Origin of the sequence: Embleya scabrispora DSM 41855, assembly GCF_000372745.1 — a bacterium.
GTDB lineage: Bacteria > Actinomycetota > Actinomycetes > Streptomycetales > Streptomycetaceae > Embleya > Embleya scabrispora.
The window spans coordinates 94,996-110,094 of the sequence record NZ_KB889666.1; the positions used below are offsets into that span (position 1 = coordinate 94,996).

Below are 15,099 nucleotides of genomic sequence, written 5' to 3' on the forward strand. Positions count from 1 at the left end.
AGGCACATGAGCGTGTGGACTGCACTGGCAGAGCTGGACTACCGGCACGCCTACATCGACGCTGCCGGAATCCGGACTCGCTCCGTTCAAGCCGGCCCCGAAGACGCCGAACACGTTGTGTTCCTCCACGGCACCAGCGGGCACCTCGAGGCCTTCGTACGCAATCTTCCGGCGCACGCGCAGCACTATCGCTGCCACGCCATCGACATGCTCGGGCACGGCTTCACCGACAAGCCCAAGCATCCATACGATATCCCCCACTACGTCAAGCACCTGCTCGACTACCTCGACGCCGTCGGCGCTCAGCGTGCCCACCTCGTCGGCGAGTCGCTCGGCGGATGGGTGGCATCCTGGCTGGCGAGCGAGCACCCCGATCGAGTGGCCTCGCTGCAGTTGCTGTGCATGGGCGGCACCAAGATCAATCCCCAGGTGATGGAGCGACTGAAGATATCCACGACGGCCGCGGCACTGGGAGAGGACCGCAACCTCACCAGGCAGCGGCTGCAACTGCTGTGGGCGGAATGGGACGAGGAGTTCGGAGAGGAACTCACCGACATCCGCTACGCGATCTACCATCGCCCCGAGTTCCAGAAGAACCTGCACAACCTCCTCTCCCTTCAGGAACCCCAGGCACGCGAGCGCAATCTCCTGCGTCCCGACCGGATGCAGCGGATCAGCACGCCGACCCTCGTCGTGTGGGGCAACAAGAATCCGTTCGGCGCGGTGCCGGAGGCCACCGCGATCGCCGAGGCCATCCCGGGAGCGAGGCTTGAGGTCTTCCCCGAGTGCGGACACTGGCCGCAGCACGAGCAGGCCGACCGCTACAACGCGTTGAGCCTGGAGTTTCTCGCCCACGTGGTGAAAGAGCAGTGACGGCGGACCCGGGTTCCCTCGCGATCCGACGCGGATACGCCGATACCGCGTTCGGCCAGGTTCACTACGCCGAGTGCGGCTCGGGCCCGCCTGTGGTGTTGCTGCATCAGACGCCGCGGTCGTGGGACGAGTATCGCGAGGTACTGTCACCGCTCGGACACACCCACCGAGCCATCGCGATGGACACCATCGGCTTCGGGGCCTCCGCTCCCGTCGTGGATCACAGCATCGAAACGTATGCGGCGGCGGTGCTTGCCTTCTTCGACGCCCTGGGTCTGCCGCGTGCCGCACTCGTCGGGCACCACACCGGCGGTGTCATCGCGGTCGAGGTCACCGCGGCGGCTCCCGAGCGGGTGGAGCGGCTCGTCCTCTCGTCCACCCCGTACATCGACGCCGAGGCGCGCCGGCGTCGCAAAGACCTGCCGCCCATCGACCTTGTCGAGGTGGATCCGAACGGAACTCATCTGGGAGAGCTGTGGGGTCGGCGACAAGGCTTCTACCCGCCTGGGCGGCCGGACCTGCTCACCCGCTTCATCCGCGACGCGCTCGTGCATGACCCGGCCGACCTGGAAGCCGGCCACGAGGCGGTGGGACGCTACCGAATGGAGGAACGCATCGGGCGGATCGGCTGCCGAGTCCTGTGTATCGGGGCCACTGCTGACCCGTACGCGTTCCCCGAACTGCAGAGGCTGCGTGCACACTTGCCCGGCGCGGACATCGCGGTGGTCGACGGCGGCATGGTGCCGCTGATGGAGGAACATCCCAGCGAGGTTGCGGAATTGATAGCCCGTTTCCTGACCGACGCGTGATCGCTGTCGCCCTGCCGACGGCTTCATGCGTGCTCTGCGGCGCCGCGTGACCGGCGGCTTCGGGCCCGCAGATGTCCGGGCGTGAGCATGAAGGGGTCGAGCGACCCGCCTGCCCCTTCATCCTCACGCCTGCGATCGCCTCGGATCAAAGATCCTCGGCGCTACGCGCGGAGAACATTCGCAAGACGATGAAAATGGTGAGTTCCATGGCGCGGGTGTCCCCTTCACCAAACGGGCCGGACGGCGACGTCGGGGTGATCGGCGGGCCGCATGAGCGTGTGGCCGACGCAGAGGCTCGCGCCTTCATACGGGCGGCGCTCGACAGGCAAGCTCTCGACGGACGCAACGTGGTGGTCATCGTCCCTGACGCGACCCGCAGTTGCCCACTCCCGTTCCTTCTCTCCTGCGTACACGAGGCACTGGTCGAACGCGTGCGCGGGATGACCTTTCTGGTGGCTCTTGGTACCCATGCTCCGATGAGCGAGTCCGCCCTCGCGGCCCACCTCGGCTACCGGCCGCAGGAACTCGACGCAACGTATCCCGGTGTCAGGGTGCTGAACCATGAGTGGTGGGATCCTGCGACGTTCGTGTCGGTCGGCACGATCTCCGGGTCACGTCTCAGCGAGCTGTCCGGTGGCCTTCTGTCCGAGCCGGTCGACGTCCGGATAAACCGCGTCGTCGTCGACAGCGACGTCGCCTTGATCGTCGGCCCGGTCTTCCCGCACGAGGTCGTCGGCTTTTCCGGAGGGAACAAGTACCTCTTCCCCGGCGTGGCGGGCCAGGACATCATCGACATCTCGCACTGGCTGGGCGCGTTGATCACGAGCGCGTCCATCATCGGCACTCGGGCGGTCACTCCGGTCCGTGCCCTCATCGACGAGGCGGCGTCGCTCATCTGCGCCCCCAAGACGGCTTTGTGCCTGGTGGTCGGCTCGGGCAGTGGTGCACTTCACGCAGTCACCTTCGGCTCGTCCGAGCACGCCTGGGCGGCTGCCGCGGAGATCGCCGCGGAGACACACGTGCGCTACCTGGACGCCCCGGTGAAGCGCGTGTTGTCGATCATCCCGCCCAAGTACGACGACATCTGGACGGCCGCCAAGGGCTTCTACAAGCTCGAGCCGGTCGTCGCCGACGGCGGCGAGGTCATCCTCTACGCGCCGCACGTGCACCGGCTCAGTGCGATGCATCCGGAGATCGAGCGGATCGGTTACCACTGCCGCGACTACTTCGTCGGCCAGTGGGATCGATTCAAACATCTCCATTGGGGGGTGTTGGCTCACTCCACCCACCTACGCGGAGCGGGCAGTTGGGATGCGGAGACCGGCGAACGATGCAGACTACAGGTCACGCTGGCGACCGGCATCCCGGAGGATGTGGTGCAGCGCGCCAACCTCGGATACCTCGATCCTTCGACGATGGACCTCGACACCTACGCCGCCGATCCGGACACGCTGGTGGTGCCCAACGCCGGCGAGGTGCTGTTCCGGCTCCGCTGAGCTCGGACACAGCCTGCGGCCAGGGTCCGGTCGCCGGAACGACCGCGTTGACCCACTCCACACCTGCTCGAAGACTTGCCGCATGAGTGAGGACTGGTCCGTTACATCGGTGGTGCGGCGTCTGCTGAGCCCGGCAGGTCTGGCGGACCCATACGCGATCTACCGAGAGATCCGGGCGGCTGCCGACGCAGGCGAGCCCACCGGCCGTTTCCTTTTCCGATACGTCGATGTACGCGAGGCTCTCTACGATCGCGACCTGAGTTCGAACCGAGTCTCAGCGATCCTGCGCCCCCTATCCGATGCTGCGCGTGCCGAGAACGACCTGCTCGAGAGCACCTTGCGTGACATCGTCGTCTTCCGCGATCGCGCGGATCACCGGCGGCTGCGCAAGCTGCTCACCTCTGCGTTCTCTCCCCGCATGGTCGAAATGGCCCGCCCCATGATCGAGCGGATGACCGATGATCTGCTCTCGGACCTCGGCGGATCGGGAGGCGCCGACCTTCATCGCGAGCTCACGTACCCGCTTCCGGCCATGGTGGTCGCCGCTCTGCTCGGCATCCCGGAAGCCGACCGCAAGGCCTTCCAGTCGTGGGCCTTGGACATCGTGCTGGTGGTCGGCTCGGGTTCGCTCACCCCACAGTTGGCGCACCGAGCCAATGACAGCATGGGCCGGATGCGCGAGTTGATGGCGTGGCTGGTGGAGCGGCGGCGGCGCGAGCCGGGACCCGATCTGCTCAGCGCGATGATCGCTTCGTCCGACGATGGTGATCGGCTGAGCACCGAGGAGTTGTACGCCAATTCCCTCTTCCTCATGACAGCCGGGCACGAGACCGCGACGAACCTGCTCGGCAACGCGCTGCTGACCCTGCTGCGGCATCCGGATCAACTCGCCATGCTGACCGAGGACTTCTCGCTCCTGGATGACGCGATCGAGGAGGTCCTCCGCTTCGAAGGGCCGGTCCAGATCGCAGCTCGGATCGCCGACCGCGATCGCGAGGTTCAGGGCGTCCCGCTCAAGGCCGGGCAGCCGCTGATCGTCATGCTCGGCGCCGCGAACCGTGACCCGAACGTCTTTCCCGACCCCGACCGGTTCGACATCACCCGACCGGCGAGCCGGCACGTCGCCTTCGCACACGGGGCTCACTTCTGCCTCGGCGCGACCCTGGCCCGAGCGGAGATGCAGGTGGTTCTCCCCCGCATCCTCACCCGCTTCCCGAAGCTCCAGCTTGCGGAGGACGAGATCGAGTGGCAGCCGACGCTCGACTTCCGCGGCCCCAACCGACTGCGGGTGACCTTGTGACAGCTACCCTGGATCCGCTCTTCGCGCCGCGCAGTGTCGCGGTGTACGGCGCGTCGGCTTCCGATCCGGCCAAGCTCGGCAACACCCTCCTGGCGAACGTCGCCGGTGGTATCGCCGACCTTCGCTGTATCCACCCCACCGCTTCGGCGATCGACGGCGTGCCCGCGCAGCCATCCCTGACCAAGGCGGTCGACCTCGCCTTGGTATCGGTTCCGGCCCGTGGTGCGGAGCAGGCCGTCCGGGACGCCGTCGGCGCGGGCGCACGTGTCGTTGTCGTGCTGTCCTCCGGATTCGGCGAGGCCGGTCCGGACGGTCTGGCCGCCCAGGAGCGCATCGCCGCACTGGTCCGCGAGCACGGTGCTCGGCTGGTCGGCCCGAACTGTATGGGCGTGGTCAGCCACTTGGGCGATGACCGGTGGCTGAACGGCTCCTACTTCTGGGCGGTACCGAAAACGCCGGGCCATGTGAGCTTCGTAAGCCAAAGTGGCGCATTCGGCGGGATGTTCCTGTCCGAGGTACGCCGCCGAGGGCTGGGCTTCACCCGCTTCGTCAGTCTCGGCAACTCCCCCGATGTGGATGTCACACAAGCTCTCGGCTGGCTGGCGGACGATCCGGAAACCCAGGTCATCGGCGTTTTTTCCGAAGGATTGCGTGACGGGAGGGACTTCGTCGATGTAGCGCGCTCGATCACGCCGCACAAGCCGATCGTCGTGTTGAAGGGTGGCCGCAGCACGGCCGGTGCACGAGCCGCTTCCGGACACACCGGCTCGCTGGCGGGCACCGCACGCGCCTACGAGGCCGGTTTCACACGTGCCGGAGTGGTGCCGGTCGCCACCTCCGACGAGTTCTTCGATGTCCTCAGCGCTTTCGCGGTTCCGCGGCTGCGCCGACACGGTCGGCGGGTCGCCGTCATCACCGTCTCGGGAGGCCCGGGCGTTCTCGCGGCCGATGCCGCCGAGGCGGCAGGCCTGGAACTCGTGCCGTTGAGTGACCAGCGGCAGTCTGCGATCCGCGCCTTCGCGCCCGACTTCGCGGCGACGGCGAACCCGGTCGACCTCACACCGCAATGCCCACCTGGGAATTTCCACGGGGCCATATCCGAGGTCTACACCGACGAGAGCCTGGACGGCGTTGTGGTCATCAACTGCGGATTGGACATCCCGGAATTCGGCGAGGCTGTCGCTGCCGCACACACCGCGACAGGCAAGCCCACCACTGCATTCCTCCTCGACACGCCACGCGTCCAGGCCGCCGTGTCCCACGCCGGCATCCCGTGCTTCGGCTCACCCGAGGCGGCCGTGCGCGGCTTCGCGGCAGGAGTGAAACCATGACGAACGTTCCTACAGTCCTGTCCGAGTGGGAAAGCAAGAAGCTGCTCGGATCCGCCCTGCCCACTCCTCGTGAGGCGTTGACCACCTCGGTGGAGGAAGCCGTCGCGCTGGCGACGTCGATCGGCCGTCCGGTTGTGGCGAAGGCTTCCTCGGTAGCCCACAAGTCGGACGCCGGACTCGTGCGGATCGGACTGAGCCCGGACGAGCTGCAGCAGTGCTGGTCGCAGCTCGCCGAGGCAGGGGACGGGACCGTGCTGGTCGCCGAACGCCTGCACGGCGAGCTGGAACTCATCATCGGCGGAAGCCGCGACACCAGCTTCGGCCCCTTGATCACTGTCGGCCTCGGAGGCGTAGCCGCCGAAGTCTTCGACGATGTCGCCGTGCTGCTCTCTCCACCCGAACCCGGTGAACTCGATGCGGCACTGCGTCGGCTGCGATCCGCAGCCCTTCTCGAAGGCTTCCGCGGAACCCCGGCCGTCGACCGTACGGCGTTGACACACATCGTCGGTCTCGTCGCACAGCGGCTCGACCAGGACCCCGATGTGATGGAAATCGACTGCAATCCCGTGCTCGTCTGCGAAGGCCGGCTTGTCGTCCTGGATGCCCTGGTGGTGAAGCGATGACCTCGAACGCAACCACGCCGATCGCCCCGGACGCCCTTCGTGCGACGCTCGAACGCACCTATGCCGGTTCACCGTTCCTGAGGGCGAAACTTGATACCGCGGGTGTCCACCCGTCGAGCATCAGGTCCTCGAAAGACCTGAAGCGGCTGCCCTTCACCACCAAAGAAGAAATCCGGGAGACCCCGTTCAGCGAGTACGCCGCAGTCCCGCTCGACGACATTGTGCGGGTGCACTCGTCCTCGGGGACGACCGGACGACGCACCGTGTGCACATACACGGCGAAGGACATCGACGACTGGGCCGCCATGTTTGCCCGCTGCTACTCCTACGCCGGCGTCGACAGCGGCGACCGGGTACAGATTGCCGTCGGCTACGGCCTGTGGACGGCGGGCGCGGGCTTCCAGGCCGGCAGCGAGCGCGTGGGTGCCATGTCGGTACCGACCGGCGCGGGAAACACCGAAATGCAACTGGAGATGCTGCAGAGCATGGGCAGTACTGTGCTCTGCGCGACCTCCTCCTTCGCCCTGCTGCTGGCAGAACTGGTGGAAAAGCGCGGGCTGCGCCCGCGGTTGGCCTTGCAGACCGGCATCATCGGCTCGGAACGCTGGGGCGACGCCGCGCGGCGAGCGATCGAGTCCCAACTGGGCATCGAGACGTTCGACATCTACGGCCTGACCGAGTTGTGGGGCCCCGGCGCAGGCATCGAATGCGGGGAGCACGCCGGCATACATGTCTGGAGCGACTACTTCCACGTAGAGATCCTCGACCCGCGGACGCTGCGTCCGGTTCCGGCGGGAACCGTCGGCGAAGCAGTGATCACGACGCTTACCAAGCAAGCCACACCGTTGGTGCGGTACCGCACCAACGACCTGACGTACCTGTACGACGAGCCCTGCCCATGCGGCAGCCCCTATCCGCGGATCGGTCGGCTCAGCGGTCGCTCGGACGACCAGGTGAAGGTGCGCGGTGTCATCTTCCTGCCTGCCCAGGTCGACACTGTGCTCGCGGAGTTGCCCGGCTGCGGTTCGGAATTCCGGGCACTCATCGATCGCGACAGCGACGGCCGAGACTCGATCACCGTGCAGGTCGAAGCGGAGGGCCGTGCCGGATTGCGCGAGGAACTGGCCCTGCGGCTACGCGGGAAGATCGGCCTGCGTGTGGACGTCGACCTCGTCGCCGTCGGCACCCTGCCACGCAGCGAACGCAAGACCCAACGCATCATCGACCGCCGTGAGTTGTGAACGGTCTTGGTGGGAAATGCACCAAGAAATCTGACGAGACCTTGAGATAAGACTGTGGACGCCTTGGTCCGCGGCCATCGGCGACTGGGACCTCGTTCGGCACATCAAGGCCCAAGCCGCCGCCTGCCCGAACCAGAAGTTCGTGGCGGTCGGCTACGCGCAGGGCGCCAACGTCGTCACCAACTCCGTCGGCGTCGGCCGCTTCGGCGCCCTCACCGGCGCCGCCCTCACCGCGAGGATCGACTGTGGGTTTGCCCGGTCACTGGATCGGTTGCCCGCGGAGGATCCTCGCTCGCCCGACACCTCCCTGCCACAACGCCAGGGGGCGGGAGCCATAATGCCCCCGCCCCCTGGCGTCAGTCGCGGCTCAGCGCGCGCCGAAGGCCGGGTCGCTCGTGCTGACGCGTCCCGTCTCGACGTGGCCCGCGACGCCGCGCAGGTACGCGGTGTCCTGCGCGGCGGTGACCGTCAGGTCGTACCAGCCGTTGTTGGCGTCGAGCTTCGCGTTGTGCACGACGCTCTTGCCGGGCCGCACCCGGTAGGACTTCGTCCGCCCAGGCTGGTACGCGTCGGCGACGGTCAGGTCGACCGGCTCGGCGCCCTCGTTGACCAGGATCAGCTGCACCTGCTCGCTGCGCCCGGGTCGGCGCACCCGCACCTCGACGCCCGCGCGGGTTCGGCGCTCCGGATGCGGAAACTCGCGGACGTCGGCGGCGAGGTTCTTCGCTTGTTCGCCTGCCTCGATCCAAGTGGTGATGGTCGCTTCCCAGGAATCGTTTCGGGTGAGCCGGGAGCGGAGTGTCCCGATGAGGCTGACATGCCCACCGATGGGCAACAGCCCTCAGGCTGAAGTGGTTGGTCTGCCAAGTGCGTTCGCCGTCCCAGCCGCGGAAGTCGGCCGCCGGTTCCGCCAGGACGTCACCGAGACCGGCTGGGTTCACACGCTGCTCACCGGCGGTGTGTCCACGCCGACTACACCGATCTTCCTCGAACCACCGGGCGAGCCAAGGGGCTCGGCGCGGCCGGGAAGTGTGATCTGGAAAAACTGGCGGTTGTCCTGCTTGTGGACGGCGTCGGCCTGGCGGTCGGAGACAATCGCCTCTGTAGGGCATGCCAGTTCACACGCGCCGCAATCGATGCACTCATCAGGATGAATGTACAACTTGCGGTCGCCTTCGTAGATGCAGTCGACCGGGCACTCCTCCATGCACGAGCGGTCCATCACATCGATACATGCCGCGCCTATAACGTACGCCATGAACTCGGGTCTCCTTAATTGTGGACGAGGCTGTCCGTGGAATGGCCGGGGAACAGGTCGGCTTGGGGGTCGATTTCCGTCGCGGCGTTGTTCACAGCAGTGGCCGCCTCCCCGAATCCCACCGAGATCAGCCGAACCTTGCCCACGTACTCGGTGATGTCACCGGCTGCGTACACTCGCGGTCGGTTCGTTGCCATACGCGTGTCGACGATCAGGTGACGGGCGTTCATCGTCAGGCCCCACTCGCCGAGGGGACCGAGATCCGCGGTGAATCCAAGTGAGGCGACAAGCACCTGCGCGCGGATGTCGTGCACGGTGCCGTCCTGCACGTTCTTCACCCGTATCTCCTCGATCGATGAGTCTCCGAGTACTTCGGTGACCTCGCAGTTGACGAGCAGCCGCACGCTGCTGGTGCGCACCGCGTCGACCGTGGCCCGGTGGGCGCGGAAACGGTCGCGACGGTGCACCAGGGTGACCGAGCGGGCAAGTGGCTCGAGCGTCGCCGCCCAGTCGAAGGCGCTGTCGCCCCCACCGACGATGACGACATCCCGGTCCTGGTAGTCCTCGGGCCGACGGACAAAATAGACGAGGCCGCTGCCCTCGTAGCGTTCCGCGACGGTCATCGGTCTCGGCGTGAATGTGCCGAGGCCGCCGGTGATGATGACGGCGCGGGTCCGGATCTCAAGACCGTTCGTCGTGCGGACGATCAGGCGATCCTCCTCGTAGTGCAGTGTGGTGGCTTGCCGGCCGAGCAGGTACAGCGGTTCGAACGGCGCGGCCTGGGCCACGAGGTTGTCGACCAGGGTGCGGCCCTTGACTGCGGGCAGGCCGGCGATGTCGAAGATTGGTTTCTCCGGATACATGGCCATCACCTGTCCGCCCACCTGGGGCAGAGCATCGACAACCGCGGTCCGCAATCCGCGGAACCCCGCGTAGTAGGCGCCGTAGAGACCGGTCGGCCCTGCCCCGACAAGCAGGATGTCGACCTCCACACGGGATTCGTCTGTGGTGTTTTCACTGCCTGGCGTGGTCATGCGGCGACGGTAGGAACAGCACGCCGTGGAAACAACGGAATCGTTCCGCTCACCAGACTCGCTCAGCCCGCCCGGCCGACGCGATCTGCCAGCATGTCGTGGCAGGGCCACTAGACCAAGGAGCGTTCACAGTGGGAAACCAGGAGGTAACCGCCTGGGTGGACGCGTCCGCCGGCGTCGCGGGCGACATGCTTCTCGCCGCGCTGCTCGATGCCGGCGCCGACCTGACCGCCGTACAGGGAGCCGTCGACGCCGTCGTCCCCGCTGCGATAGATCTGACGGTCGAGGAGGTATCACGTGCAGGGCTGCGTGCGCTTTACCTCAGACCACAGATCTCGTCGACGGAGCCGGGGTATCACACCTGGCGGTCGCTGCGACGGCGACTGAACGCCGCTCCCCTCGCCGGTCCGGTACGCGCTGCCGCCCTTCGCGTGTTCACGCGACTCGCCGAATCGGAAGCCCGGGTGCACGGTGTATCGCCGGAGGATGCCCACTTCCACGAAACGGGCGCACTCGACTCGGTGGCTGACGTCGTTGGTGTGTGCGCAGCGCTGCACGATCTCGACGTGGGTGATCTACGTGTGGGAACGATCGCCCTCGGATCGGGCCGCGTGCACGGTAGTCATGGGGACCTCCCCGTGCCGACGCCCGCGGTGCTGGATCTGACCTGTGGGTGGTCGGTGCGTGCCGGCGGGGAGGGGGAACTCGCCACACCTACCGGCGTGGCGTTGCTCACCGCTCTCGCGGCGCAGAGGGTGCTGCCCGACATGACCATCCGCGCCGTGGGGGTGGGTGCCGGCACGCGAGACCCTGCAGAGCGGGCCAATGTGGTGCGTGTCGTACTCGGAAGCCCCGCCGTGCCGCCCGAGTCGCAGGCCGCCGTCGTGCTCGAGAGCAACGTCGACGACCTCGACCCACGCGTTTGGCCGACGTTGCTCAAGGATCTGCTCGACCTGGGTGCCGACGACGCGTGGCTGGTCCCGATCCTCATGAAGAAGGGCCGCCCGGCACACACCTTGCACGTCCTGTGTTCGGCAGCGTCGGCCACGGCGCTTCGCGAGGTCATGTTCACTCACACCACCACAATCGGGCTGCGTCAGCGGGCCGTTGACAAGTTCGCCCTTCCACGCGCCGTAAGCCAGGTGTCGGTGCGGAACAGCCGGATTCGCATCAAGATCGCCCTACGGAACGGGCGGATCATCAACGCCATGCCGGAATTCGACGATGTCGCCGCAACCGCCCGGTCCGCAGGTGTGCCGGTGTCGCGGGTCCTCGCCGAGGCCGGCGCGGCGGCGCACGCTGCGGGGCTGGTCGCGGGCGAGTCTTGGACGGCGTCGTAGGCGTTCGCATTCCTTCCCGCCCACAGAACAGCCACCACGGCAGGCAATGTCCGGCTGCGCGGGAGAGCATCGAAGGGTTCGACAACACACCTGTTCGCGCCCTCCGCGATGTGCTTCATGGACCCAGGCGATGCCGACCACGCGTTGGTGGCGCGGTTGTACGACGCGGTCCTCGACGACTGCACCGTGTGTCGGGAGGCGCTGCTGGTCCGGTTCGCGGTGGACCCGGCGACCACCGGGCCGGTCGTCACCGTGATTGGCAGGGCATCAGCGGACCTTGGCAGTCGCAGCCGCTCCGGGGGCGATGGTCACGGTGACGTAGGCATAGGTCACACCGTTCACCACTTTCGTACTGGCCTTGTGCGGCTTGCCGTTCACCTCGATGGTGTCGTGGTCGCCACGGAACCGCGCTTCCCAGGTGTACTTGTCGGGGCCTGCGCTGTTTGTGAGCGTCGACTTCGTGGCGCCATCATGGCGTAGGGCGAAGGTGTTCCGGCCGATGCGCATGTCCTTGATCTGAAGCCAGTCAGTACCGGTCGGCAGACGCGACTGCGTGGTCAGCGTACGGCTGGGAGCATTGGGGGCGACGCCCATGAGGCCCTCCACTGTCTGGCTCACCAAGGTGTACGACACCTCGGGGTAGTCGCCGTTGGTGCCCTGCTTGCTGACAGGGTGCTGTTCGTCCCGCCGATCGTAGACCTGCTGCATCCACTTCCAGGCGGTGTCGTTCCGCTCATGGGCGAAGAACGTGTCGGGCAGATAGGTGATGGCCTCGATGTTGTCCGGGACGCCGCTGCCGCCGGCCTGCTGGTCGATGAAGTCGAGATAGGCGCTGTTGCGTGCGCCCGGAGCGATGATCTGCTTCATGGGCATGAACCAGCTGTTCTCCTTGCCCCAGCCGGTGAGCGCCTGGCCGTCGACGGTGTATCCCCGAACCATCTGGCTGCCTGAACCGTTGCCGCTCCAGGTCGAGTTGAAGTACGACTTCAGATCGGCGGCCTTCTGGCTGAACCGGGTGGCGAGCTCCTTGTCTCCCTTGTCGGCGGCGAGTGCCGACATGGCGAGGTAGGCCTGGTACTGGGAGCCGATCGCGTCGCCCGCCTCCGCGAGGTGCTCGTCGTCGGCTTCGTTGTAGCTGGCCGAGCCGGCGAAGATGCCGTTCCCCGTGCCCTCGGCGACGCTGTTCGGCTTCGCACCGTCGTGCAGGTTGATGAATTCATCGGTGGCGTGCCGGTAGAAGTTCCAGAACGCCGCGTCGTCGATGTACGCGCAGTCCCCGCTCCAGCGGTATGCCTCGTTGGCCTTCTCCACCAGTTCGAACGCCGCGGGGACCTCCCGGACGTAGTTGGTCGGGCTTTTGTAGTCGATCGAGAGGTAGGTCTTGGCGTCGAAGTTGAACGCCCATACGGGGAAGTACTTGTGCTCGGCCGTCGCGGAGGCGGCGAAGGAACGCAGCATCGTCTTGTTCTCGCGGTTCAGTCCGAGGACGGCGGCGCCGGCCACCTGGTGGACCATGTCGCGTGAGTAGTAGCCGCTGCGGTGCGAGTATCCGGCCCAGTACGAGGGGGCATAGACACCCGACGCGGTGCCGGAGGGGTTGCCCTCGTCGACGTTGAGTCTGCCCTCGGTGCCGCTCAGCTGGACCCAGCTGTTCGCCTTGTGCTTCGACCAGTCGAAGATCTCGACGATCTTCGGGTTGGACGAGGTGACGACCGGGTCGGCGGGGGCTGCCGGCGAGACCATGACGTCGTCGGCGTTGATCCACCCGTCGCCGGACTCGAAGGCGATCTCCAGTGTGTCACCGGATCTGAGCGCCACCCGGCTTACTGTGTACCGCGCGTAGCCGGAGCGGCTGGGCAGGGCCACCGCCCCGACCGGGCTCCCGTTGACGCGTACGACGAACGTCCCGCCCGTTCCGCCCGCGGCGATCCAGGCCGAGAAGTCATAGGAACCCGTGGCGGACACCGTCTTCGTCTGGGAGACCTTCTTGCCCGCCCCCGCGTCGAGGTAGATCAGCTTTGCGCCGCCGTGCGGGCGGTTGGTGGCGACACCGGTGCCGGGGGTGAAGTTCCAGCCAGTGGCGTCCTGTTCGAAGCCGGGATTTATCACGGTGAGGAGTGGCGGTGCCGCAGCGGCGGCCGAGTCGCCGAGGGGCAGGGGAGCGAGGGGCGCGAGCGTCGCGAGTGCGGCGGTCAATGCAAGGCGCGCAGGTCGGGAGGATCTCATGGCGGCTCCAGGCTGGATCGATGGGTGAGGGCAGCTCGAAACTAGCCACGGTTTCCGGCCGCTCGCAAGACTCTTGCGCATTTCAGTTGACAGTTGCGACAGAAAATTTTCAACGAAATCTTGCAAGCAGGGTGGCCGGTTGCTAGCTTCCCGGTCTGTCAGACGCGGGCGTGATTTCGCGAACAAAGGTGGTCCGGTCATGAACGTCAGTCGTCGCAAGGTCCTCGGAATCGGTGGGGCCCTCGCCGCAGGTGCCGGCCTGGCCGGCCTCACCGCGTGCTCCGGCACAGGCAGCGCCGGGGCCGGTTCCGGATCCGCCGGGGATGGCAGGAAGGGTGACATATCGGTCTGGAGCTGGGCGGGCCCGGCCGCAGAACTCAGAGCCCTCGTCCCCGACTTCAACAAGCGGTACCCGGACATCAAGATAAACGTCCAGGACATCGGCAACCCGGCCATCTGGAACAAGATCACCACGGCCATGGCGGCCGGCGGCGCGGGTCTCGCCGATGTGCTCCACATCGGCGTCGACTACCTTCCCGGATACGTCGAGAAGTTCCCGGACGGCCTCGCGGACCTCGGCAAGCTCGGCGCCACCGACTACAAGGACTCCTTCGCGCAGGGCTTGTGGCAGACGGTGGCCCCGAAGGGCGACCGGGTCAGCGCCCTGCCCTGGGAGGCCAACTCGGCCGGGTTCTACTACCGTGCCGACATCTTCGAGGAGTCGGGGGTGGACGCCGCCGCCCTCGAAACCTGGGACGACACGCTCGAAGCGGGAAAGAAGATCAAGCAGAAGACCGGCAAGTACCTGCTCGGCATCGACAAGCCCGCCTCTCAGGCGGACGCCGCGAACTTCTTCCAGATGCTGCTCCAGCTGCAGGGGGCCTTCTACTTCAACCTCGACGGCGACATCACTCTCGCCTCGCCCGCGGCCGTGAAGGCCATGACGATCATCAAGGAGCTCAACGACGCGGGACTGGTGAGCGACCTCGCCGGCGGGTGGAACGCCCTGATCAGCTCGATCAAGAAGGGCACAGCGGCGGTCCTGCCGTGGCCGACCTGGTTCGGCGGCATCATCGAGGAGACGGTTCCTGGGGAGGCCGGAAAATGGGGCGTACGTCTACCGCCTGCCGTCAGCCGCGGAGGCACGCAGGCCACGACGGTGAACTCCACACACCTCGCCATCGCGGGAAGCAGCAAGCAACAGGCCGCGGCCTGGAAGTTCGTCGAATTCGTTCTCACCCGGCCGGAGTCGCAGGTCCGGATCTACAAGGGGAAGGGCATCGCCCCCGCCCTGATGACGGCCTATGACGACCTCGTCTTCCATACACCGTCGGAGTTCTTCCGCGGCCAGAAGAAGGGAGAGGTCTTCCTGGAGGCTCTCAAGGCTCCCTCGCCCGCTTTCAACTACAGCCCCGACTACGCCCGTGCGCTCAAGGTCGTCGCCGACGCCCAGACGAAGGTTCTCCTCAAGGGAGCCGATCCTGCCTCGGCACTCCAGAAGGCCGCCGAGCAGCTGGCAGAGCAGACGGGACGCAAGGTCCTGTGACGACCACCGTCGGCGCAAAGCC

At 66.7% G+C, this 15,099-nt stretch carries 13 protein-coding genes and 2 pseudogenes; 10 read left to right on the forward strand and 5 right to left on the reverse strand.

Annotated features, from left to right (window positions below):
* The first annotated feature begins 6 nt into the window (after positions 1–6).
* The 8 genes and pseudogenes from A3IC_RS0120625 to A3IC_RS72600 form a co-directional block, all read left to right on the forward strand.
* The gene (locus tag A3IC_RS0120625) at positions 7–873 is read left to right on the forward strand and encodes an alpha/beta fold hydrolase (protein ID WP_020551947.1); all 867 of its coding nucleotides are present in this window, start codon (positions 7–9) and stop codon (positions 871–873) included.
* A complete protein-coding gene (locus tag A3IC_RS0120630; RefSeq protein WP_020551948.1) occupies positions 870–1,682 on the forward strand; it encodes an alpha/beta fold hydrolase in 813 nt (270 codons plus the stop codon). The genes A3IC_RS0120625 and A3IC_RS0120630 overlap by 4 nt, the downstream gene beginning before the upstream one ends.
* A gap of 71 nt (positions 1,683–1,753) precedes the next feature.
* Positions 1,754–3,178: a lactate racemase domain-containing protein gene (locus A3IC_RS0120640; protein WP_245599361.1), complete on the forward strand. Its 1,425-nt coding sequence runs from the start codon at positions 1,754–1,756 to the stop codon at positions 3,176–3,178.
* Positions 3,179–3,260: 82 nt separating this feature from the next.
* Positions 3,261–4,478, forward strand: a complete 1,218-nt coding sequence (locus tag A3IC_RS0120645; RefSeq protein ID WP_040876914.1) for a cytochrome P450 — start codon at positions 3,261–3,263, stop codon at positions 4,476–4,478.
* Positions 4,479–4,519: 41 nt separating this feature from the next.
* The gene (locus A3IC_RS0120650) at positions 4,520–5,809 is read left to right on the forward strand and encodes a CoA-binding protein (RefSeq protein ID WP_158696030.1); all 1,290 of its coding nucleotides are present in this window, start codon (positions 4,520–4,522) and stop codon (positions 5,807–5,809) included.
* Positions 5,806–6,432: an acetate--CoA ligase family protein gene (locus tag A3IC_RS55580; RefSeq protein WP_052173653.1), complete on the forward strand. Its 627-nt coding sequence runs from the start codon at positions 5,806–5,808 to the stop codon at positions 6,430–6,432. Before A3IC_RS0120650 ends, A3IC_RS55580 begins: the two co-directional genes overlap by 4 nt.
* Complete coding sequence (locus A3IC_RS0120660; protein WP_020551954.1) at positions 6,429–7,673, forward strand: phenylacetate--CoA ligase family protein; 1,245 nt, start codon at positions 6,429–6,431, stop codon at positions 7,671–7,673. Before A3IC_RS55580 ends, A3IC_RS0120660 begins: the two co-directional genes overlap by 4 nt.
* A gap of 76 nt (positions 7,674–7,749) precedes the next feature.
* Positions 7,750–7,857 (forward strand): annotated as a pseudogene (locus A3IC_RS72600) (cutinase family protein); the annotation flags it as partial.
* A gap of 183 nt (positions 7,858–8,040) precedes the next feature.
* On the opposite strand, the gene A3IC_RS70145 reads toward A3IC_RS72600, so the two are convergent.
* The 4 genes and pseudogenes from A3IC_RS70145 to A3IC_RS0120675 form a co-directional block, all read right to left on the reverse strand.
* The gene (locus A3IC_RS70145) at positions 8,041–8,508 is read right to left on the reverse strand and encodes a DUF6228 family protein (RefSeq protein ID WP_020551955.1); all 468 of its coding nucleotides are present in this window, start codon (positions 8,506–8,508) and stop codon (positions 8,041–8,043) included.
* A 40-nt stretch (positions 8,509–8,548) separates the two neighbouring features.
* Positions 8,549–8,614: pseudogene (locus A3IC_RS73565) on the reverse strand (hypothetical protein); the annotation flags it as partial.
* Positions 8,611–8,931, reverse strand: a complete 321-nt coding sequence (gene fdxA, locus A3IC_RS0120670; protein ID WP_026218516.1) for a ferredoxin — start codon at positions 8,929–8,931, stop codon at positions 8,611–8,613. The pseudogene A3IC_RS73565 and the gene fdxA, both read right to left, overlap by 4 nt.
* A gap of 14 nt (positions 8,932–8,945) precedes the next feature.
* The gene (locus tag A3IC_RS0120675; protein ID WP_052173655.1) at positions 8,946–9,965 is read right to left on the reverse strand and encodes an NAD(P)/FAD-dependent oxidoreductase; all 1,020 of its coding nucleotides are present in this window, start codon (positions 9,963–9,965) and stop codon (positions 8,946–8,948) included.
* A gap of 131 nt (positions 9,966–10,096) precedes the next feature.
* Here A3IC_RS0120675 and larC point away from each other — a divergent pair, with 131 nt between their 5' ends.
* Positions 10,097–11,305, forward strand: a complete 1,209-nt coding sequence (gene larC, locus A3IC_RS0120680; RefSeq protein WP_020551958.1) for a nickel pincer cofactor biosynthesis protein LarC — start codon at positions 10,097–10,099, stop codon at positions 11,303–11,305.
* 267 nt (positions 11,306–11,572) lie between these two features.
* On the opposite strand, the gene A3IC_RS0120685 is transcribed toward larC, so the two are convergent.
* On the reverse strand, positions 11,573–13,612 hold the full coding sequence (locus A3IC_RS0120685; protein ID WP_245599362.1) for a carbohydrate-binding protein: 2,040 nt from the start codon (positions 13,610–13,612) through the stop codon (positions 11,573–11,575).
* 118 nt (positions 13,613–13,730) lie between these two features.
* Here A3IC_RS0120685 and A3IC_RS0120690 point away from each other — a divergent pair, with 118 nt between their 5' ends.
* Entirely contained in the window at positions 13,731–15,077 is a 1,347-nt protein-coding gene (locus tag A3IC_RS0120690) for an ABC transporter substrate-binding protein (RefSeq protein WP_020551960.1), read from the forward strand.
* The last annotated feature ends 22 nt before the right edge of the window (positions 15,078–15,099 follow it).

Coding starts and splice junctions, on each gene's coding strand:
- A3IC_RS0120625 (WP_020551947.1), top strand. CDS start 7: ATGAGCGTGTGGACTGCACTGGCAGAGCTGGACTACCGGCACGCCTAC.
- A3IC_RS0120640 (WP_245599361.1), top strand. CDS start 1,754: ATGTCCGGGCGTGAGCATGAAGGGGTCGAGCGACCCGCCTGCCCCTTC.
- A3IC_RS0120645 (WP_040876914.1), top strand. CDS start 3,261: ATGAGTGAGGACTGGTCCGTTACATCGGTGGTGCGGCGTCTGCTGAGC.
- A3IC_RS55580 (WP_052173653.1), top strand. CDS start 5,806: ATGACGAACGTTCCTACAGTCCTGTCCGAGTGGGAAAGCAAGAAGCTG.
- A3IC_RS0120660 (WP_020551954.1), top strand. CDS start 6,429: ATGACCTCGAACGCAACCACGCCGATCGCCCCGGACGCCCTTCGTGCG.
- fdxA (WP_026218516.1), bottom strand. CDS start 8,931: ATGGCGTACGTTATAGGCGCGGCATGTATCGATGTGATGGACCGCTCG.
- A3IC_RS0120675 (WP_052173655.1), bottom strand. CDS start 9,965: ATGACCACGCCAGGCAGTGAAAACACCACAGACGAATCCCGTGTGGAG.
- A3IC_RS0120685 (WP_245599362.1), bottom strand. CDS start 13,612: ATGCGCAAGAGTCTTGCGAGCGGCCGGAAACCGTGGCTAGTTTCGAGC.
- A3IC_RS0120690 (WP_020551960.1), top strand. CDS start 13,731: ATGAACGTCAGTCGTCGCAAGGTCCTCGGAATCGGTGGGGCCCTCGCC.